This window comes from Herbaspirillum sp. Her2, assembly GCF_057961375.1.
In genome coordinates, this window is record NZ_CM176331.1 from 2,809,694 (window position 1) to 2,829,987 (window position 20,294).

A 20,294-nucleotide genomic window follows, 5' to 3' on the forward strand; every position below is an offset into this window, starting at 1 on the left:
CACTCAATATCAGACGGTGCTGGTATTGGCCTTGGGCAGGTAGTGCAGCACCTTGCGTTCGGCCCACACCACGGCCCCGTAGGTGACCACACCGATAAGCGTCAATGCGACGATGGAGACGAACACGGCAGCTGTATTGCCCTGCCCTTCGCCATCGACCAGCAGATAGCCCAGCCCCTGATTGCCGCCAACCAGCTCGCCGACGGTCACGCCGATCACTGACAGCGTGGAGGCGATGCGCAAGCCGGAGAACAGAGCCGGCAGCGCCGAACGGAACTCGACCAGATGGAAGATCTGCCAGCGGCCGGCGTTGAGCGTGCGGACCAGGTTGACCATGTCCGGGTCGACGGTACGGATTGCCGAGAGCACATTGATCATGATGGGGAAGAACACGATCAATACCGCCACGATGATCTTGGGATAGATGGTGTAGCCCAGCCACATCACGAACAGCGGCGCAAACGCCACCTTGGGTGCAATCTGCAGTGCCAGGATGTAAGGCGAGAGCATCGCCTCGGCACGCGGCGACAGGCCCAGCGCCACCCCTACTGCCAGCCCCAGCAGGGCCCCGAAGAGGAAACCGAACACGACTTCCATGGCAGTGATGCCGAAGTGCTGCAGCAGCTGCGCGTTGTTCCACATCACCACGCCTTCACGCACCACCTGCATGAAGTTGGGAAGGATGTATTCCGGCATGCCGAGCATGCCGGGGCCCCATTGCCAGGCGGCGATGAAGAGCACCAGCAGCACCAGGCTACCGCACACGGTCTGCGCCTTATCGCTCAGGAACTGGCGGCGCGGACGGGAAGGAGCGGCTGCGGATGGCTCGGAACTGGACATGGTCAGGTCTTTGGCTGTCGTGGTGTTCATGATTACTTGGCCACTCCCACGAACTGGTTGGTGAAGAGTTCATTGACCGGTGTCGCCTTGCTCACGATGCCTTCGCTGACGTAGAACTTCTGTACCGCGTCCATGCGTGAGGGATCAATCTGGCCCAAGGTTTTCTGGCTGGCATAGACATACTTGTTGTACATCTCGAAGGTAGTCTGGATGCTGGCCTCCTTGCCCTTGTAGGTGGGCAGCGCGGCGACGTAGTCATCGGCTGCGGCCTTCGGATCTTTCATGATGTCCTGCATGCCGCGCAGGGTGGCACGCACCAGCCGCTTCAACAGTTCCGGGTTTTTCTTGATGGTGTCATCGGAGGCCAGAATGGCTTGTGCCATGCTCTTGAAGCCACCGTTGTCCAGCAACTCCAGTTTTGCGCCGGCATCAGTGGCATTGACCACCCAGTCGGGTACGCCTGCAAAGCCCTGCGACTTGCCGGACGTATAAAGCTGCCACACGCCGGAGGGGCCGGCCGCCTGGATCTGCACGTCGGTCTTGGACAGGCCGGCCGTCTTGAGGCTGCCGAGAAAGGCGTAATAGGTGGTATCGGTATAGGACATGACGGTGACGGTCTTGCCCTTCAGATCCTTCAGGGTCTTGATGCCCTCAGCCGGATTGGCCGCCACCATGGTCACCGAACCGCCCCCCAGTACCGCGATGGCCTTCACCGGAATGCCATTGGCCCGCACCACGATGGGGGTATCACCGATGGCGCCACCAATGACGGCATTGCCGGCACCGATCTGCTTGGCCACATCGACGCCGCCCTTGGCGACGATGAAACTGACCTTGAGGTTCTCATCGGCGTAATAGCCCTTGTGCTGTGCCAGTACCCAGGGCGCGAAGGCCGGTGAATTCGGTGGCGCGGGCAGCAGGTAGGTCACTTCTTCCGGTGCCGCTTGGGCCATCGCCGGGACGACGAACGCGCCGACGGCAGCGACCAGGGCAAGTGCACTGGTGGCGGATGCAAACAGGTTCTTCATGTTTCAGGCTCTCCCTTGAGGTCTCTCTGTTGACGGGGTGAAGACGGGTGAAGATGCAGCGTGAATCAGTGGAGTTCGGCGGTTTCCTTGCCCACCTTGAGCAGTTCCATCAGGCGTCCCTGCAAGGGGCCGATCTCGGGCAGCTTGCGGCGCTCCAGCGGGTTGTCGCGGAACGGCAGGTTGACCTCGATTTCCTCGACGATGGTGCCGGGACGTTCGCTCATGACCAGCAGGCGATCCGACAGCGCGATGGCTTCCACCAGGTCATGGGTGATGAAGAGCGCAGTCTTCTTCTTTTCATAGAGCATCTTGGCCAGGTCCTGCTGCAGCACCATCTTGGTCTGCGCATCCAGCGCCGAGAAAGGCTCGTCCAGCAGCAATACCTGCGGATCCACCGCCAGCGTTCGTGCCAGAGCGGCACGCTGACGCATGCCGCCGGAGAGCTGGTAGGGGTAATGCTCCTCAAACCCCTTGAGGTGGCACTTGGCCAGCAACTCGTCGGCAATGCGGCGGCGTTCGGCCTCGCGCATGCCGTCTATCTCCAGACCCAGGGTGACGTTGGCGCGAATATTGCGCCAGGGCATGAGAAGGTCTTTCTGCAGCATGAAGGCCACCTTGCGCACCGGCTTGATGACCTTCTCGCCGCCAACGAAGACTTCGCCCTCACTCGGCAGATACAGCCCGGCCCCCATGTTGAGCAGGGTGCTCTTGCCACAGCCCGAGGGTCCGATGATGGAGACCACTTCGCCACTCCTGATGGAGAGGTTGACGTTGGTGACGGCAGCGCGCGCTTGCGCTGTCTGGCGATCGACAAAGCTCTTGCCGACCTTGCGGAATTCGATTTCGATCATGTTGCCTCTGCTGATTGCCCCAGCGCGCGAGTGCGCCCCGGCTAGTCTTCCCGGCTGCCGTCACTGGTGGACGGGTGCCTCCTGCCGGGCACCAAATTGTTCTATATATGAAACCGTAATTTATATATGAGAGATATTCAACGCCAATATAGCAGATATCTCGGCGCCGAATAACTTATTTTGTTCCATATATGAACTACCGATTTATATAGAAACCGTTTTGAACGAATAAGCAATTCGCGTACCACCATTGGAGGTAGCATCTGAGCGCTGTCATTTCGGGGCAAGCAGCAAATTCGCCCCGAAATCTCCCTCCTTCGCCTGCGTAGGGTGCAGGCTTCGCACCGTCGTGGCTCTTGTGGTAGCGATGCGACGCCCTCTTCGCTGCGCTGGCAATCGCCTCGCACAGGAGAACGGATCGCACTTGTGTCAGAGAAAAATAATCACATCCTGATGGATCTTTTCTGGCTGAGCTTACTCAATAGCGTTACAACACCCGTGCAATCGTTTCAAAATTGAAGAAATTGATGGCAATAAACCATGCAATTGGCTCAAAACCACCGCACCAACATGGTGAAAAGCTATTTTGCACCACTTATATACGGGAAAAGTCACAAAACCTGCACAAGGCGACAACAGCCACGGCAGGCCTGAAGGGGGGGTTTGCAACCCAATCGGCAGCACATTTCATACACAGGGGCTTTTTCATGAACAAACTGAAGGTATCTACTCGCCTGGCGTTAGGTTTTGCCGGCGTCATCGTCCTGCTGCTCGTCATCTCGCTGGTGGGCATGTGGGGCTTATCCACGGTCAAGAGCAATCTGAGCAACATCGTCGCCAACAACCAGCAAGGTGCTCTGGCGGACGTCATGAACAACAGCGTGCGTATTCGTGCTCTGGCCATCCGCAACATCGCCCTGTTCCAGGATCCGGCGCTGGTGTCCGCAGAAATCGAACGCATCAAGGTGCAGGAAAAAAGCTATCAGGAAGCTCGCGACAAGCTGCGCAAGCTCTTTGACGCGCCGGATACCTCCCGCAAGGAACGTGAGTTCTTTGATCAGATCGCGCAAAACGCCGCCGATACCGAGCCGCTGCTGAAACAGGCCGTCACTCTGGCCCAGGAGAACAAGACCACTGATCTGATCAACCTGCTGGTCCAGAAGATTCGTCCGGTGCAGGCCAAGTGGCTGGACAACCTCGATGCGCTGGGCCGCCTGGAAGATGATCTCAACGATCAGGCCGCCGCCGATGCCGAAACGACCTATCAACGCATCGCCACGACCATCTGGACCCTGGTGGCTGGCTCGGTGCTGCTGGCCTTGGGCGCAGCCTTCCTGATCGTGCGCAGTGTCCTGCGCCAGCTGGGTGGCGAACCGGCCGATGCCCAGGTCCTGGCGGCGCAGATCGCCCAGGGCAACCTGGCGGTGAGCATCCCGCTGGCCAAGGGCGACCAGCACAGCCTGATGGCCTCTCTCGACAACATGCGTGCCCAGCTCACCAGCATCGTCGACGGCATCAAGCGATCCGCCGAATCGATTTCCACTGCCGCCGGCCAGATCGCGGTGGGCAATCTGGATCTGTCACGCCGTACCGAAGAGCAGGCGGCTTCGCTGGAAGAGACCGCCTCCAGCATGGAAGAGATCACCTCCACCGTCGAGCAGAACACCCAGAACGCCGGCCAGGGCAACCAGCTGGCGCGCGCGGCCTCGCTGCACGCGCAGAAGGGAGGCGAAGTGGTGGAACGCGTGGTCGATACCATGAAGGATATTTCGCAAAGTGCCTACAAGATCACGGAGATCATTTCCACCGTGGAGGGCATCGCCTTCCAGACCAATATCCTGGCCTTGAACGCCGCGGTGGAAGCGGCGCGCGCCGGTGAGCAGGGACGCGGCTTCGCGGTGGTCGCCAGCGAAGTGCGCTCGCTGGCCCAGCGCAGCGCCTCGGCGGCCAAGGAAATCCGTGGCCTGATCGAGTCGTCGGTGGAACATGTGGAAGCTGGCCAGAAACTGGTCGATGAAGCTGGCCAGACCATGGATCAGGTGGTGCAATCGATCCAGCAGGTCAACGACCTCATGAGCGAGATCACGGCCGCCTCCAGCGAACAGAGTTCGGGGATCAGCCAGATCAACATCGCCATCTCGCAAATGGATGAAGTGACGCAGCAGAATGCGGCGCTGGTGGAAGAGTCGGCCAGTGCGGCGCAATCCATGGCGCAACAGGCTGACAGTCTGCGGGATGCCGTATCGGTGTTCCGGCTGGAACAGGCTCAGCCTGCCGTGCCTGCATCGCGCGAGAAGGTGATTCAACCGGGTATGGCACTGCTCAGCCCGGCCTGAAATTAACACACGCTAAGTTGTATCCCTGGCCCGCTGGTGCTGCGCTACCGCAGCCTGGTGGGCTTTTTCTTTCAGGCGCGCCATGTTCATGCCGATGGCGACCACCACGGCAGAGGCGCTCCAGAACCAGAAGGCCGGTCGCTGGGCGAATTCCTGTTCAGGCGTGAAGGGAATCCACATGGTGTCCAGTGCCACAAGGACAAAGAAGACCGAGCTTGCTGGCCGGGCCAGCAACTTCTCACTGAACGAAATGAACAGAGAGAAGATCAGGCCGAGGTTGACGACGCTGTAGAAAGACATCGCCAGCCCCAGCCAACTGGGTTTTTCAAGCAGGAAGAACGGCATCATGAGCGAATAGACGAAGGCCAGCGCCCCCGGTTCGGTACCGAGCACGGGTACTACCAGCGAGACCATGAACAATAGCCAGCCAGCCTGGATTACGCGGCGGGCGCGCTTGAGATGAGGTGTCGTATCCGGCGCGGGCGCAGCGGGCAGCATCTCCGGGCGGGGCGGGGCAATGAAGAGATCGCGAAGCGACTTGGACATGAACAGGCCCGTTGGCAAGGGTGGCTGAAGAGGAAGAAGACGGACCTGGAAAAGACAAACGGCGAACCCGAAGGTTCGCCGTTGTCCTTGTTCGTCCTCCATCCCTGCCATGCAGCGGGCAGGGACCGGAAGATTACTTCTTGCGCTGCGGCGGCAAGTCCGTGCAATGCCCTTCGGCGACTTCAGCGGCCATGCCCAGCGATTCACCCAGGGTCGGGTGCGGGTGGATGGTCTTGCCGATATCGACGGCGTCCGCGCCCATCTCGATGGCCAGCGCCACTTCGCCGATCATGTCGCCTGCGTGCGTACCGACGATGCCGCCACCGATGATGCGATGGGTCTCGGCATCAAAGAGCAGCTTGGTGAAGCCTTCCGAACGGCCATTGGCCACGGCGCGACCGGAAGCGGCCCACGGGAAGTGGCCCTTCTCGATCTTGATGCCCTTGGCCTTGGCTTCGTCTTCGGTCACGCCGACCCATGCCACTTCCGGATCGGTATAAGCCACCGAGGGGATCACGCTGGCATCGAAGAAGCTCTTCTCGCCGGCAATCGCTTCAGCGGCCACGTGGCCTTCATGCACCGCCTTGTGCGCCAGCATGGGCTGGCCCACCAGGTCGCCGATGGCGAAGATGTGCGGCACGTTGGTGCGCATCTGCTTGTCCACGGCGATGAAGCCGCGATCGGAGACGATCACGCCCGCCTTGTCGGCCGACAGCTTCTTGCCGTTCGGGCTGCGGCCCACGGCCACCAGCACCAGGTCGTACAGTTGCGGCTCGGGTGCAGTCGCACCGGCTTCAGCGGCTTCGAACGTGACCTTGATGCCTTCCGGCAGGGCTTCCACGGCCACGGTCTTGGTCTTGACCATGACGTTGTCGAAGCGCTTCTCGTTGAACTTCTGCCAGACCTTGACCATGTCGCGGTCCGCGCCTTGCATCAGGCCGTCCATCATCTCGACCACGTCGATGCGCGCGCCCAGTGTGGAATAGACGGTGGCCATTTCCAGGCCGATGATGCCGCCGCCGATGACCAGCATGCGCTTGGGCACCTGGCGCAGTTCCAGCGCGCCGGTCGAGTCGACGATGCGCGGATCCTGCGGTACGAACGGCAGGTTCACCACGGACGAACCGGCGGCGATGATGGCGTGCTTGAACTGCACCACCTTCTTGCTGCCGTCTTCAGCGGTGACTTCGATGTGGTTGGGGCCGGCGAACTGGCCGTCACCACGGACCACCTGCACCTTGCGCGCCTTGGCCATGCCGGCCAGGCCACCGGTCATGGTGCCGATGACCTTGTCCTTGTAGGCGCGCAGCTTGTCGATGTCGATCTCGGGCTTGCCGAAGCTCACGCCGTGCGAGGCCATGGCGGCGGTCTCGTCGATCACGGCCGCCACGTGCAGCAGGGCCTTGGAGGGGATGCAGCCGACATTGAGGCAGACGCCACCCAAGGTGGCATCGCGCTCGACGATGACGGTATTGAGGCCCAGATCGGCCGCGCGGAAGGCAGCCGAGTAACCGCCAGGACCACCACCGAGCACCATCACGTCGCACTGCACGTCGGTGCTGCCGCCGAAGCTGGCAGCGGCCGGTGCAGCCGCCGGTGCGGCGGGCGCAGCAGCAGCAGGCGCGGCAGCCGGAGCGGGCGCAGCGGCCGGTGCCGGTGCGGCAGCCGCTTCACCAGCGGCTTCCACCAGCAACAGCAGCGAGCCTTCGGCGACCTTGTCACCGACCTTGACCTTCACTTCCTTGACCACGCCGGCCTGGCTGGACGGGATTTCCATGCTGGCCTTGTCGGATTCGACGGTGATCAGCGACTGATCCACCTTGATGGTGTCGCCGACCTTGACCATCACCTCGATGACTTCGACTTCCTTGAAATCCCCGATATCGGGGACCTTGACTTCAGAGAGACTCATTGTCCTGACTCCGTAATGTTCGGTGGTGGCTTAGAGGAGCGACTTGCGCAGATCGCCCAGCACGTCGGCCAGATAAGCCGAGAAGCGCGCGCCCATGGCGCCGTCGATGACGCGGTGGTCATAGGACAGCGAGGTCGGCAGCATCAGGCGCGGCACGAACTGCTTGCCATCCCACACCGGCTTGGTGATCGACTTGGACAGGCCCAGGATGGCCACTTCCGGCGCATTGATGATGGGCGTGAAGGCGGTACCGCCAATGCCACCCAGCGAGGAGATGGTGAAGGTCGCGCCTTGCATGTCGGCGGGCTTCAACTTGCCGTCGCGGGCTTGTGCGGACAGTTCGCCCATTTCGGTAGCGATCTGGCCGATGCTCTTCTGGTCGGCGTTCTTGATGACCGGAACCACCAGGCCATTCGGGGTATCGGCGGCGAAGCCGATGTTGTAGTACTTCTTCAGGATCAGGTTCTCGCCCTTCTCGTCCAGGGACGCATTGAAGGCCGGGAATTTCTTCAGGGCCGAGACGCTGGCCTTGATGACGAACGCCAGCATGGTCAGCTTGACCGGCGACTTGGCCTTGGCGAAGGCATCGTTGGAGGTCTTGCGGAATTCTTCCAGCTCGGTCACGTCGGCTTCGTCGAACTGCGTCACGTGGGGAATCATGACCCAGTTGCGATGCAGGTTGGGGCCGCTGATCTTCTTGATGCGCGACAGCGGTTGCAGTTCGGTTTCACCGAACTTGCTGAAGTCCAGCGACGGCCACGGCAACAGGTTCATGCCCGAGCCGCTGCCATTGGTCGCCGGTGCGGCAGCGGCCACCGAGGTGGAACCGGCCATGACGCCCTTGACGAAGTTCTGCACGTCCAATTGCAGGATGCGGCCCTTGGGACCGGTAGCCGGCACGCGCGACAGATCCACGCCCAGTTCGCGGGCAAACTTGCGCACGGAAGGCGAAGCGTGGGCTTTGCCGCCGGTGCTGGTGGCCGAAGCGGTAGCGATGGCAGGTGCGGCAGCAGCGGCCGGCGCAGGGGCTGCAGCAGGAGCCGGTGCAGCGGCCGGAGCGGCTGCAGGTGCGGCGGCGGCAGGAGCAGCGGCAGCAGCCGGTGCGCCACCCGCAGCTTCGATGGTGGCGATGATGCTGCCCTTGGCGACCTTGTCACCCAGCTTGATCTTCAGTTCCTTGATGACGCCGGCGTGGCTGGAGGGGATCTCCATGCTGGCCTTGTCGGATTCCACGGTCAGCAGGGATTGCTCGGCCTTGACGGTGTCGCCGACCTTGACCATGACTTCGATGACTTCCACTTCCTTGAAGTCACCGATATCAGGGACTTCGATCTCGATGGTGCCTCCACCGGCGGCGGCAGGCGCCGCAGCCGGAGCAGGTGCGGAAGCCTGCGCGGCTGCCGGTGCAGCGGCGGCCGCTTGCGGTGCGGCGGCAGGGGCAGCCGCAGCGCCCTCGCCTTCGACGATCACCAGCAGCGAACCTTCAGCGACCTTGTCACCGACCTTGACCTTGATTTCCTTGACCACGCCGGCCTGGCTGGACGGGATTTCCATGCTGGCCTTGTCGGATTCAACCGTGATCAGCGACTGGTCGACCTTGATCGTGTCGCCGACCTTGACCATCACCTCAATGACTTCGACTTCCTTGAAATCGCCGATGTCCGGGACTTTTACTTCGACTTGACTCATCTGATGCGCTCCGTTGTTCTGTTCCCAGGCACTGGGCCGGGAGAAGTATTCGCTTGGGGCAGGTGCTGCCTGAGCAGCGGACCTCCCCGTTGGGGTGGCAGTTCCAGACACGACACATCCCCGCGATCAGCAGGCTGAGGCGGGGATGGTCGGTCAGGCAGTCCTTACAGGGTCACCGGGTTCGGCTTGTTCGGATCAATGCCGTATTTGGCGATGGCTTGCGCCACCACTTCCGGCTTGATCTTGCCTTCATCGGCCAGCGACTTCAGGGCGGCCACGGTCACGAAGTAACGGTTCACTTCGAAGAACTCACGCAGCTTGGCGCGGGTGTCCGAACGGCCGTAGCCGTCGGTGCCCAGCACCTTGTAGGAGCGACCCTTCGGCACGAAGGCGCGAACCTGCTCGGCGTAGGTGCGCATGTAGTCGGTGGAGACCACGATCGGGCCTTCGCTGCCTTCCAGCGATTGCTCGAAGTAGCTCTTCTTCGGGGCCTCGGCCGGGTGCAGCATGTTCCAGCGCTCCACGTCCTGGCCATCGCGGGCCAGCAGGGTGAAGGACGGTGCGGACCAGACGTCGGCGTCGACCTTCCAGTCATCGCGCAGCAGGTCGGCCGCAGCGATGACTTCGCGCAGGATGGTGCCCGAACCCAGCAGTTGCACGCGCAGCTTGTTTTCCTTGCCGCCTTCGTTCAACAGGTACAGGCCCTTGATGATGCCCTCTTCCTGGCCCGGCTTGATGCCAGGGTGGCCGTAGTTCTCGTTCATCACGGTGATGTAGTAGAACACGTCTTCCTGGTTGGCCACCATGCGGCGCAGGCCGTCATGGATGATCACGGCGACTTCGTGGGCGAAGGTCGGGTCGTAGGGAATGCAGTTCGGGATCGCCGAGGCGAACACGTGGCTGTGGCCGTCTTCGTGCTGCAGGCCTTCACCGTTCAGGGTGGTACGGCCGGCGGTGCCGCCGATCAGGAAGCCGCGCGCACGCATGTCACCGGCTGCCCATGCCAGGTCGCCGATACGCTGCAGACCGAACATGGAGTAGTAGGTGTAGAACGGAATCATCACGCGGTTGTTGGTCGAGTACGAGGTCGCCGCAGCGATCCACGAGCTCATGCCACCGGCTTCGTTGATGCCTTCCTGCAGGATCTGGCCGGCCTTGTCTTCGCGGTAGTACATCACCTGGTCCTTGTCGACCGGTTCGTACAGCTGGCCGACCTGGCTGAAGATGCCGATCTGGCGGAACAGGCCTTCCATACCGAAGGTACGGGACTCGTCGACCATGATGGGCACCACGCGCGGGCCCAGGTTGGGGTCGCGCAGCAGTGCGGTCAGCACGCGCGAATAGGCGGCGGTGGTGGAGATCTCACGGCCTTCGGCGGTGGGTTCCAGCATGGCCTGGAAGGCCGACAGTTCCGGCACCGGCAGCTTTTCGTCGGCGTGGACGCGGCGCTGCGGCAGATAGCCGCCCAGGGCCTTGCGGCGCTCGTGCAGGTACTGCATTTCCGGCGCGTCGTCAGCCGGTTTGAAGAACGGGATGTTGGGCAGTTCGGCGTCCGAGATCGGCAACTGGAAGCGGTCGCGCATGGCGCGGATGGCTTCGTCGTCCAGTTTCTTGGTGTTGTGCGCGGTGTTGCGCGCTTCGCCTGCCTTGCCGAAACCATAGCCCTTGATGGACTTGGCCAGGATCACGGTCGGCTGGTCCTTCGATTCCTGGGCGACCTTGAAGGCCGCGTAGATCTTGTGCGGGTCATGGCCGCCGCGGGTCAGGCGCCAGATGTCGTCATCCGACATCTTGGAGACCATTTCCAGCAGCTTGGGATGCTTGCCGAAGAAGTGCTTGCGCACGAAGGCGCCGTCCTTGGCCTTGTAGTTCTGGTACTCGCCGTCGACGGTTTCCATCATGACCTTCTGCAGGATGCCGTCCTTGTCCTTGGCCAGCAGCTCGTCCCAGCCGCTGCCCCAGATGACCTTGACCACGTTCCAGCCGGCGCCGCGGAAGTCGGACTCCAGTTCCTGGATGATCTTGCCATTGCCGCGCACCGGACCGTCCAGGCGCTGCAGGTTGCAGTTGACCACGATGACCAGATTGTTCAGCTTTTCACGGCCGGCCATGCCGATGGCGCCCATCGATTCCGGCTCGTCCATTTCGCCGTCGCCACAGAAGGCCCAGACCTTGCGGTTGTCGGTCTTGGCAATGCCACGGGCGTGCAGGTACTTCAGGAAGCGTGCCTGGTAGATCGCCATCAAGGGGCCCAGGCCCATCGAGACGGTCGGGAACTGCCAGAATTCCGGCATCAGCTTGGGGTGCGGGTAGGACGACAGGCCATGACCGTCGGCTTCGCGGCGGAAGTGGATCAGCTGGTCTTCGGTCAGGCGGCCTTCCAGGAAGGCGCGCGCGTAGATGCCGGGCGAGGAGTGGCCCTGGATGTACAGCAGGTCGCCGCCGTGCTCTTCGGTCGGGGCGTGCCAGAAGTGGTTGAAGCCGATGCCCAGCATGTTGGCCAGCGACGCGAAGGAAGACAGGTGGCCACCCAGGTCGCCATCCACGCGGTTGGCCTTGACCACCATGGCCATGGCGTTCCAGCGCATCCAGGAGCGCAGGCGCTCTTCATATTCCAGGTTGCCCGGGCAGTGCTCGCCCTGGTCGGCCGGAATGGTGTTGACGTAGGCCGTGTTGCTGGAGAAGGGGATGTGGGCACCACGGCGGCGCGCCAGATCGACCATGCGTTCCATCAGGTAGTGGGCGCGGTCCGGGCCTTCCTTCTCGATCACGGCTTCGAGGGCGTCAAGCCACTCCTGGGTTTCCATCACATCGGGATCGTTGGCGGCCTGCGCCAGAACTTGATCGATTTGGGCTGACATGTCATGTCTCCTGGTTGTTGAGAGATCCGTCCGGTCGGGTGGACCAGGCGGGTCGGTCGGTTCATTCGGTACGCAATGCCGCCGGCAGGTGTTGCAGGAAAAGCGCCATGTGTTGCCTGTGCTGCAATCCTTCCCGGCCCGTGGGGCAAGGCGTTGGAGGCGAAACAGGCTTAAATGTACGGTCTTCCAGCCGTGTGGACGACGAATTTTATCAGGGAATTTTTGATTTTCAAATTACGATAATCAATTTCATAATGCGAAAATATGCTGCAAAGCGGCATGAATAGGGGCTTCCAGGGCCTCGTATTTTTACTATATGCCCCTGTGAGCGAGGGTTTCTTGCCCTGTTTGCAATGCCGCAAAGGCTGCCAGGAGAGCCTCAAACGGCATTTTTCGCACCATAAAAGTGAACGGAAAGAATTGCCAAGGCAGCAATGACCTGCCTTTCCGGCCGACAAGCAAAAACGCCTCGTCGAGGGACGAGGCGTTGCCATTTTGCATATCGTTCAGGGATTGCCCACCATAAATGAAGCGGAAGGTCCGGTGTCAGATGGCGATATTGCCCAGGGTACTGGCCCGGTAGGCGGCCACGAAGGTATCGAAGTCGCCGACCTGGGTGCGCTCGATGTCGCGCTGGGCATCCAGCGAAGCCTGGGCGATGGCCACGAAGTCAGCCGTCCTGGAGGACGAGAGCGGACGGGCGATCAGTTCGGCGGCCTGGCGCTGGCTGTTGGCCAGGGTATAAGCCGGGAAGGAATTGCCGGCTTCGCGGATCTCGCGCAGGACGCGTGCCGAGGGCGTGCTGTCAGGATCGGCCAGCTTGGCGCGCTGCACGGCCAGGCTGTCGCGGTGCTGGGTGCCGCCGAGATGACGGTCCAGCAGCTCGGCGACCGGTTCCATGCGGTCCAGCAGTTGCTGGCCCCAGTCGGTGAGCAACAGGCTTTCACCCTTGAACTGCAGCTTCAAGCCGGGACGGCGGCCTTCCTTGACGGTGGCCAGGAAGTTGGCGCGGTTTTCCACGCCCTCCTCGTCCGAGGTCAGGCAGCTCGATTCCAGCGCCAGGAAGTGCAGGAACACATCCAGGAAACGCGCCGCTTCCAGGCCGATGCCCAGCGGGTTGAAGGGATCGATGTCCATGCAGCGCACTTCCACATACTGCACGCCGCGCGCCGACAGCGCCTGCACCGGGCGCTCGCCGCTGTTGATGACGCGCTTGGGGCGGATCGACGAGTAGAACTCGTTTTCGATCTGCAGGATGTTGGTATTGATCTGCACCCATTCACCATCGCGCTTGGTGCCGATGGCTTCATACGGAGGATACGGCTCGCTGACCGCATGCGCCAGGCTGCGGATGTAGGCCGGCAGGTTGTTGTAGTGCGGGGTGATGTTGGCCTGGGCGTGGTTCTGGTAGCCCAGGTCGCTCATGCGCAGGCTGGTGCCGTAGGGCAGGAAGAGCGTGTCTTCGGACAAGGTCTCCAGCTGATGCGGCCGGCCGCGCAGGAAATTGGTCGCCACCGCCGGTGAAGCACCGAACAGGTACATCAGCAGCCAGCTGTAGCGGCGGAAGTTGCGGATCAGGGCAATGTAGCGCTCGGACTGGTAATCGCGGCGCGACAGGGAAGGATCGACGGTGTCGTCGCCGTCCCGCAGGACTTCCCACAAGTCTTCACTTAAAGAGAAGTTGTAGTGAATACCGGCGATGCACTGCATGGTGCGGCCATAGCGCAGCGCCAGGCCACGGCGGTAGACGTGCTTCAACATGCCGATGTGCGAGCTGCCGTACCAGGCCAGCGGAATCTCGTCTTCCGGCGGCAGCACGCAGGGCATCGAGGCATTCCAGAGGAATTCGCCGTCCAGCTTGGTGTAGGCAAAGCGGTGGATCTCGTCCAGGCGCTGCAGGGCATCGGCGATGTCGGGCATGGCCGGCGTGATGAACTCCAGCAGCGACTCCGAATAATCGGTGGTGATCAGGTCATTGGTCAGGGCCGATCCCAGCGCCGGCGGATGGGGCGTGCGGGCCAGATGACCCTGGCCGTCCACGCGCAGCGTCTCCCGTTCCACGCCGCGCAGGCCCTGGCCCAGCAGCGCAAGATGGTGCGGCTGGGAAAGCTGTTGCAGGCGGCGGGCGAGGAGATCGGTCATGCGGTAGTCCTTGGTTCTTGTCGCTATGTAGAACCCATTTCATCAATAGGCGTGAGTGCGAGCGAGTCCCGTTTGGGATGAAGTGCAAGGCGCGAATTTGGGTCAAGACTGGACGTCTTGACCCAAATTCGTAACGCAGCAATTCGCCCAAACGGGCCGCTCCCTGCGGGTTCTGTCCAGAAAGGGCGCTGGCCGCGTTGCGCTCCTTGCGTGTGGCAACCGCCACACGACGCGTCGCGCGCCTTGCCAGCACCCTTTCTGGACAGAACGCATCTCACGCCTATTGATGAAATGGGTTCTGGTAGCAGCTGGGGCTTCAGGATGCGGGAGCATAACCGAAATTGCAAATCCCCGTCGTGCGCCACCCCAAATGCCAAGATGAAGGAAATTGATGCAAAAAAGTATTTGCAATCAAGCAATATGCCATCTCGCGCCGGCATTTCGTCCGGCCTGCCGCCTGGCTTTATAATCACGGGTTCCGGTGCTTTGCGCCTTGAGTTCGAGTGGTCCCGGCCTGACCGGGCGCCTTCTTTCCAGCCCTGCCCTTCACTTTCTAAAGCCTTATCTGCCATGTCTGCCCAACTGATCGACGGAAACCTGCTCTCCCAACAACTGCGCGCCGAAGTGGCCCAGCGCGCCGCCGCCCTCACCGCCCAAGGCAAGCAACCCGGCCTGGCCGTGATCCTGGTGGGCGACAGCCCCGCTTCCCAGGTCTACGTGCGCAACAAGGTCAAGGCCTGCCAGGACAATGGCCTGCACTCCGTGCTGGAAAAATATGAAGCCTCGATGACGGAAGCCGAGCTCCTGGCCCGCATCGACGCCCTCAACGCCGATCCCAAGATCAACGGCATCCTGGTGCAGCTGCCGCTGCCGGCCCATATCGATGCCCACAAGGTGATCGAAGCCATCGCCCCGGAAAAGGACGTGGACGGTTTCCACGTCAGCAACGCCGGCCTGCTGATGACCGGCCAGCCGCTGTTCCGCCCCTGCACCCCCTATGGCGTCATGAAGATGCTGGAATCGATCGACTACCCGGTGCGTGGCGCCAATGCGGTGGTGGTCGGTGCCTCGAACATCGTCGGCAAGCCGCAGGCGATGTTGCTCTTGCAAGCCGGTGCCACCGTCACTATCTGTAACTCCAAGACCCGTGACCTCGGCCACCACACCCGCCAGGCCGACATCCTGGTGGTCGCCACCGGCAAGCGCAACATCGTCACCGCCGACATGGTCAAGCCGGGCGCAGTCGTCATCGACGTCGGCATGAACCGCGATGACAACGGCAAGCTGTGCGGCGACGTCGATTTCGCCAATGCCAAGGAAGTCGCCGGCTGGATCACCCCGGTGCCGGGTGGCGTGGGTCCGATGACCATCACCATGTTGCTGGTCAACACCATCGAAGCCGCCGAACGCAGCTGATCGGCACGCCCTTAGCGTATTACCCTCCGGCAGCCTGGCTGCCGGAAGTTTTCAGAGAAACGAGAGCCCATGACCACCACTGACATCGCCGCCAATCCCCTGCTCGATTTCTCGGGCTATGCCCAGTTCGATGCCATCCAGCCGGAGCACGTCACACCGGCGCTGGACAAGCTGGTGGCCGACGCCAGCCGCCTGGTCACCGAACTGGAAGCACCGATGGCCGAAGTCACCTGGGACAATTTCGTCGAGCCGCTGGAGTCCGCCACCGAAAAGCTGGGCCGCGCCTGGAGCGTGGTCGGCCACTTGAATTCGGTGATGGACACCCCGGCCCTGCGCGCCACCTACAACGAGAACCAGCCGCGCCTGGTGGAATTCTGGACTGCGCTGGGCCAGAACCTGGCGCTGTTCGAGAAGTACAAGGCCCTGCAGGCCAGCCCGGCCTTCGCCTCGCTGTCGGCAGCGCGCCGCAAGGTGGTGGACAATGCCGTGCGCGACTTCCGCCTGTCGGGTGCCGAACTGGCCGACGACAAGAAGGAACGCTTCGCCGAGATCCAGGAAAAGCAGGCCATGCTGACCACCCGTTTCTCCGAAAACGTGCTGGATGCCACCAACGATTTCGCCCTCTTCGTCGAGGACGAGGCCGAATTGTCGGGGCTTCCGGCCGATGTGAAGCAAGCTGCACGGGCCGCCGCCGAGAAGGACGGCAAGCCCGGCTACAAGTTCACGCTGCACTTCCCCTCGTATTTCCCGGTGCTGCAATATGCAGATAATCGCGCGCTGCGCGAGAAGATCTACCGTGCCAACGCCACCAAGGCATCCGAACTGGGGGTCAAGCCGGAATGGGACAACAGCGGCAACATCGACCAGATCCTGCAACTGCGCAAGGAAGAAGCGCAATTGCTGGGCTACGCCAACTTTGCCGAAGTGTCGCTGGTGGCCAAGATGGCCAAGTCGCCCGGCGAAGTGATCGCTTTCCTGGAAGACCTGGGCCAGCGCGCCCGCCCCTTCGGCCAGAAGGATTATGAAGAACTGAAGACCTTCGCCCGTGAAAAGCTGGGCCTGGACGAACTGAAGGCCTGGGACAGCACCTATGCCTCCGAAAAACTGCGCGAGCAGCGCTACGCCTTCTCGGAACAGGAAGTGAAGCAATATTTCCCCGAGCCCAAGGTGGTCGGCGGCCTGTTCCAGGTGGCGCAGCAGCTCTTCGGCGTGCAGATCAAGCCCGATACCGCGCCGGTGTGGCACAAGGATGTGAAGTTTTACCGCATCGAGCGTGACGGCCAGCTGGTCGGCCAGTTCTACCTGGACCTGTATGCCCGCTCCGGCAAGCGTGGCGGTGCCTGGATGGATGACGCCCGCGCCCGCCGCCTGACCGCGCAGGGTGTGCAGACCCCGATCGCCTATCTGGTCTGCAATTTCACCGAACCTGCAGTGGTCGATGGCGTGGCCAAGCCGGCCCTGTTCACGCATGATGAAGTGATCACCCTCTTCCACGAATTCGGCCATGGCCTGCATCACATGCTGACGCAGGTCGATGAAGTGGGCGTGTCCGGCATTTCCGGCGTGGAATGGGATGCGGTGGAACTGCCCTCGCAGTTCATGGAAAACTTCTGCTGGGAATGGGATGTGCTGCAGCAGCTGACTGCGCATGCCGAGACCGGCGAGCCGCTGCCGCGCGCGCTGTATGACAAGATGATCGCCGCCAAGAACTTCCAGTCCGGCCTGCAGATGCTGCGCCAAGTGGAGTTCTCGCTGTTCGACATGCTGATCCACCATGAATATGAGGTCGGTGGCCAGCAGACCGTGCAGCAGTTGCTCGACAGCGTGCGCGACCGTATCGCCGTCATCCGCCCGCCGGAGTTCAACCGCTTCCAGCATTCCTTCTCGCACATCTTCGCAGGCGGGTATGCGGCGGGTTACTACAGCTACAAGTGGGCTGAAGTGCTGTCAGCGGATGCGTACAGTGCGTTTGAGGAAGCGGCCGCCAGCAGCGGCAATGTGATCTCGCTGGAAACCGGTCGCCGCTTCCAGCAGGAAATCCTGGCCGTGGGCGGTTCGCGTCCGGCCATTGAGTCCTTCAAGGCGTTCCGGGGACGGGAGCCGAGCATTGATGCCTTGCTGCGGCATAGTGGTATGGCAGCTTAATCCCGCTTGCGCCCCGCAAGACGGCCTTTGATGACGGCCCGCCACCACGGCGGGCCGTTTTTGTTTGCCCCGTCCCGATGGCATGCTGCACCGCGACCCACTATACTGGCGGGATGACCCGAATCGACTTTCACAGCAACGTCCCGCAAAAGATCGCCTACGTGTGCCGTCTGGTGCGCAAGGCGCGCGCTTCCGGTGCCACCCTGGTACTGCGCACCCCCGACCGCGCCGAATTGCAGCAGCTGGACCAGGCGCTCTGGAGCTTTTCCGAGCAGGATTTCCTGCCGCACGTGATGGCCGGCGACCCGCTGGCCGCGCAGACGCCCATCATCCTGACCGCCGACGACAGCGCCGACCTGCCGCACCACCAGATCCTCATCAACCTGGGCAGCGACACCCCCGCGCATTTCGCGCGCTTTGAACGCCTGCTGGAAATCATTTCCGCCGACGACGCCGACAAAGCCGCCGGCCGCGACCGCTACCGTTTCTACAAGGAACGCGGCTATCCCCTCTCGCACCACGTGGCCGCCTGAGCCCGCCCCGCCCGCTCACGCCATGAACCACGACGACAACAGCATCCCCCTGCTCACCGAGATCATCCCGCTCGCACCGGCAGCGCCCCCGGCCCCGGATTACGCCGCGCCCATGCAGCCGGGCGCCTTCCACACCCAGCCCGCGAATACCCATTACCAGGCGCCCGCAGCGGCGGCCCCGGTGATGGCACCCATGCCCCCGGTGACCCCGGCCGCCGAACAATACCGCCAGTGGGAACAGGAAATCCGCGAAAACGTCCTGCAAAGCCTGCTGGAACGCGTCGATACCGTGCTGCACCAACACCTGCAGGACCAGATGGCGCTGGCGCTGGACCATCTTTCCGATATCGTGATGCAGCGCGTCAGGGAAGGCCTGCGCGATGCCCTCACCGAAACGGTCGAGCGCGCCGTGGCGGAAGAGATGGCACGCTTCACATCTTCAAAAATGTAAATCTTTCTGGATTTTTCTTTTTCTTTTGAATAAAAATATTGCAACAGCCTTTTTATTCATAAAAATTCCAGCCAGTATTGATCACATCGGCAATCACGCTTTTCTTACAATGCTTGCATTGTTCGCATTTGAATTCACAAATGCGAACGTCCGAACAACCACAGCAAGTTCATGCAAAACCGGGAGAGTGAGATGAAAGTGATCGTATTGGGCGCAGGCATTATCGGAACCGCTTCCGCCTGGTTCCTGAAAAAGCAGGGCTACGACGTCACTGTCATCGACCGCCAGCCCGGCGCGGCGCAGGAAACCAGCTTCGCCAACGGCTGCCAGATCTCGGTCTCGCACGCTGAACCCTGGGCCAATCCGGCCGCCCCGATGAAGGTCCTCAAATGGCTGGGCAAGGAAGACGCCCCGCTGCTCTATCGCTTCCGTCCCGAATGGCTGCAGTGGAAGTGGGCCGTGGCCTTCCTGCGTGAATGCACCGCCGCCCGCACCGACGAGAACATCCGCAACATCGTCGCCCTGTGCGAATACAGCCGCCAGACCCTGCAAGCCGTGCGCGCCGAAACCGGCATCCAGTACGACCACCTGACCCGCGGCATCCTGCACTTCTACACCGAAGAAAAGGAATTCCAGGACTCGCTGCCCGCCGCCAAGCTCATGCGCGACCTGGGCTGCCCGCGCGAATCCATCGGTGCTGATGAAGTCGTGCGCATCGAACCGGCCCTGGCTTCGATCCGCAACAAGATCGTCGGCGGCGACTTCACCGCCACCGATGAATCGGGCGACGTCTTCAAGCTCACCACCGGCCTGGCCAAGAAGAGTGAAGAAGCCGGCGTCGAATTCCGCTACTCCACCAGCATCACCCGCCTCATCACCGAAGGCGCTGGTGCCGCCGCCCGCGTGACCGGGGTGGAAGTCATCAACCCGGACGGCCGCCATGAAGTCCTGAAGGCCGATACCTTCGTGGTTGCCATGGGCAGCTTCTCGCAGCAACTGGTCAAGCCGCTGGGCATCGACCTGCTGCTCTACCCAGGCAAGGGCTATTCGGCCACCTACCAGATCACCAATCCGGACGCCGCCCCCACCGTCTCCCTCACCGACGACGGCTACAAGCTGGTCGTCTCGCGCCTGGGTGACCGCCTGCGCGTGGCCGGCACCTGCGAACTGAACGGCTACACCCGTGAACTCAACACCACCCGCTGCGAAGCCATCACCCGCCGCACCCGTGAACTGTTCCCGGATGGCTGCGACTATGAGAACCCGACCTACTGGACCGGCCTGCGCCCGCTGACCCCATCCAACGTCCCCTACGTGGGCAAGACCAAGTTCGCCAACCTGTACCTCAATACCGGCCACGGCACCCTGGGCTGGACCATGGGCTGCGGCTCCGGCCGGGCGATCGCCGAGATCGTCTCCGGCCACGTGCCGGAAATCGATTTCGCCTTCACCGGCCTGCCGCGCTGGAACCGTGCGCGCCAGGTGGTGACCCAGGCCGCTTGAGCGTTTTCGTTCACCCCCTGGAAAGGACCGGATTGCCCGGT

General features: G+C 62.1%; 14 protein-coding genes. 6 read left to right on the forward strand and 8 right to left on the reverse strand.

Annotation, left to right across the window (positions count from 1 at the left end):
- Positions 1-9: 9 nt before the first annotated feature.
- The 3 genes from ACWHXP_RS12840 to ACWHXP_RS12850 form a co-directional block, all read right to left on the reverse strand.
- Positions 10-870 carry an ABC transporter permease gene (locus ACWHXP_RS12840; RefSeq protein WP_209568558.1) on the reverse strand — a complete coding sequence of 287 codons (861 nt, stop codon included), beginning with the start codon at positions 868-870 and terminating at the stop codon, positions 10-12.
- Positions 871-872: 2 nt separating this feature from the next.
- Positions 873-1,868 (reverse strand): ABC transporter substrate-binding protein, encoded by a 996-nt coding sequence (locus tag ACWHXP_RS12845; protein WP_489633698.1) that lies wholly within the window; start codon positions 1,866-1,868, stop codon positions 873-875.
- 65 nt (positions 1,869-1,933) lie between these two features.
- Positions 1,934-2,719 (reverse strand): ABC transporter ATP-binding protein, encoded by a 786-nt coding sequence (locus tag ACWHXP_RS12850; RefSeq protein WP_209531589.1) that lies wholly within the window; start codon positions 2,717-2,719, stop codon positions 1,934-1,936.
- Positions 2,720-3,426: 707 nt separating this feature from the next.
- On the opposite strand from ACWHXP_RS12850, the gene ACWHXP_RS12855 reads away from it, so the two are divergent.
- On the forward strand, positions 3,427-5,055 hold the full coding sequence (locus ACWHXP_RS12855; RefSeq protein WP_489625023.1) for a methyl-accepting chemotaxis protein: 1,629 nt from the start codon (positions 3,427-3,429) through the stop codon (positions 5,053-5,055).
- Between the two features lie 12 nt (positions 5,056-5,067).
- Here ACWHXP_RS12855 and ACWHXP_RS12860 read toward each other — a convergent pair whose 3' ends face one another.
- From ACWHXP_RS12860 to gshA, 5 genes are all read right to left on the reverse strand, one after another.
- Positions 5,068-5,601 carry a hypothetical protein gene (locus ACWHXP_RS12860; RefSeq protein WP_489635823.1) on the reverse strand — a complete coding sequence of 178 codons (534 nt, stop codon included), beginning with the start codon at positions 5,599-5,601 and terminating at the stop codon, positions 5,068-5,070.
- 133 nt (positions 5,602-5,734) lie between these two features.
- Positions 5,735-7,513: a dihydrolipoyl dehydrogenase gene (gene lpdA / locus ACWHXP_RS12865; RefSeq protein WP_489635822.1), complete on the reverse strand. Its 1,779-nt coding sequence runs from the start codon at positions 7,511-7,513 to the stop codon at positions 5,735-5,737.
- Between the two features lie 30 nt (positions 7,514-7,543).
- Entirely contained in the window at positions 7,544-9,202 is a 1,659-nt protein-coding gene (gene aceF, locus ACWHXP_RS12870) for a dihydrolipoyllysine-residue acetyltransferase (protein ID WP_489635821.1), read from the reverse strand.
- 164 nt (positions 9,203-9,366) lie between these two features.
- Positions 9,367-12,063, reverse strand: a complete 2,697-nt coding sequence (gene aceE, locus ACWHXP_RS12875) for a pyruvate dehydrogenase (acetyl-transferring), homodimeric type (RefSeq protein WP_121038407.1) — start codon at positions 12,061-12,063, stop codon at positions 9,367-9,369.
- Between the two features lie 546 nt (positions 12,064-12,609).
- Positions 12,610-14,205, reverse strand: coding sequence for a glutamate--cysteine ligase (gshA, locus tag ACWHXP_RS12880; RefSeq protein ID WP_489635820.1), 1,596 nt, complete (start codon positions 14,203-14,205; stop codon positions 12,610-12,612).
- 570 nt (positions 14,206-14,775) lie between these two features.
- Between gshA and folD the strand changes: the two genes are divergently transcribed.
- The 5 genes from folD (at position 14,776) to ACWHXP_RS12905 (ending at position 20,253) form a co-directional block, all read left to right on the forward strand.
- Positions 14,776-15,621, forward strand: coding sequence for a bifunctional methylenetetrahydrofolate dehydrogenase/methenyltetrahydrofolate cyclohydrolase FolD (gene folD, locus ACWHXP_RS12885; RefSeq protein ID WP_209531613.1), 846 nt, complete (start codon positions 14,776-14,778; stop codon positions 15,619-15,621).
- A 69-nt stretch (positions 15,622-15,690) separates the two neighbouring features.
- Entirely contained in the window at positions 15,691-17,766 is a 2,076-nt protein-coding gene (locus ACWHXP_RS12890; protein ID WP_489635819.1) for a M3 family metallopeptidase, read from the forward strand.
- A gap of 113 nt (positions 17,767-17,879) precedes the next feature.
- On the forward strand, positions 17,880-18,299 hold the full coding sequence (locus ACWHXP_RS12895) for a DNA polymerase III subunit chi (protein WP_034337396.1): 420 nt from the start codon (positions 17,880-17,882) through the stop codon (positions 18,297-18,299).
- A gap of 22 nt (positions 18,300-18,321) precedes the next feature.
- Positions 18,322-18,750, forward strand: coding sequence for a hypothetical protein (locus tag ACWHXP_RS12900; protein WP_489635818.1), 429 nt, complete (start codon positions 18,322-18,324; stop codon positions 18,748-18,750).
- A 192-nt stretch (positions 18,751-18,942) separates the two neighbouring features.
- Complete coding sequence (locus ACWHXP_RS12905) at positions 18,943-20,253, forward strand: D-amino acid dehydrogenase (protein ID WP_121038368.1); 1,311 nt, start codon at positions 18,943-18,945, stop codon at positions 20,251-20,253.
- Positions 20,254-20,294: the final 41 nt, after the last annotated feature.

Excerpts from the sequence above, each read along its gene's own strand:
- ACWHXP_RS12860 (WP_489635823.1), bottom strand. The coding sequence starts at position 5,601 with ATGTCCAAGTCGCTTCGCGATCTCTTCATTGCCCCGCCCCGCCCGGAG.
- aceF (WP_489635821.1), bottom strand. The coding sequence starts at position 9,202 with ATGAGTCAAGTCGAAGTAAAAGTCCCGGACATCGGCGATTTCAAGGAA.
- ACWHXP_RS12855 (WP_489625023.1), top strand. The coding sequence starts at position 3,427 with ATGAACAAACTGAAGGTATCTACTCGCCTGGCGTTAGGTTTTGCCGGC.
- ACWHXP_RS12845 (WP_489633698.1), bottom strand. The coding sequence starts at position 1,868 with ATGAAGAACCTGTTTGCATCCGCCACCAGTGCACTTGCCCTGGTCGCT.
- ACWHXP_RS12900 (WP_489635818.1), top strand. The coding sequence starts at position 18,322 with ATGAACCACGACGACAACAGCATCCCCCTGCTCACCGAGATCATCCCG.
- ACWHXP_RS12905 (WP_121038368.1), top strand. The coding sequence starts at position 18,943 with ATGAAAGTGATCGTATTGGGCGCAGGCATTATCGGAACCGCTTCCGCC.
- aceE (WP_121038407.1), bottom strand. The coding sequence starts at position 12,063 with ATGTCAGCCCAAATCGATCAAGTTCTGGCGCAGGCCGCCAACGATCCC.
- lpdA (WP_489635822.1), bottom strand. The coding sequence starts at position 7,513 with ATGAGTCTCTCTGAAGTCAAGGTCCCCGATATCGGGGATTTCAAGGAA.
- ACWHXP_RS12850 (WP_209531589.1), bottom strand. The coding sequence starts at position 2,719 with ATGATCGAAATCGAATTCCGCAAGGTCGGCAAGAGCTTTGTCGATCGC.
- ACWHXP_RS12895 (WP_034337396.1), top strand. The coding sequence starts at position 17,880 with ATGACCCGAATCGACTTTCACAGCAACGTCCCGCAAAAGATCGCCTAC.
- ACWHXP_RS12840 (WP_209568558.1), bottom strand. The coding sequence starts at position 870 with ATGAACACCACGACAGCCAAAGACCTGACCATGTCCAGTTCCGAGCCA.
- folD (WP_209531613.1), top strand. The coding sequence starts at position 14,776 with ATGTCTGCCCAACTGATCGACGGAAACCTGCTCTCCCAACAACTGCGC.
- gshA (WP_489635820.1), bottom strand. The coding sequence starts at position 14,205 with ATGACCGATCTCCTCGCCCGCCGCCTGCAACAGCTTTCCCAGCCGCAC.
- ACWHXP_RS12890 (WP_489635819.1), top strand. The coding sequence starts at position 15,691 with ATGACCACCACTGACATCGCCGCCAATCCCCTGCTCGATTTCTCGGGC.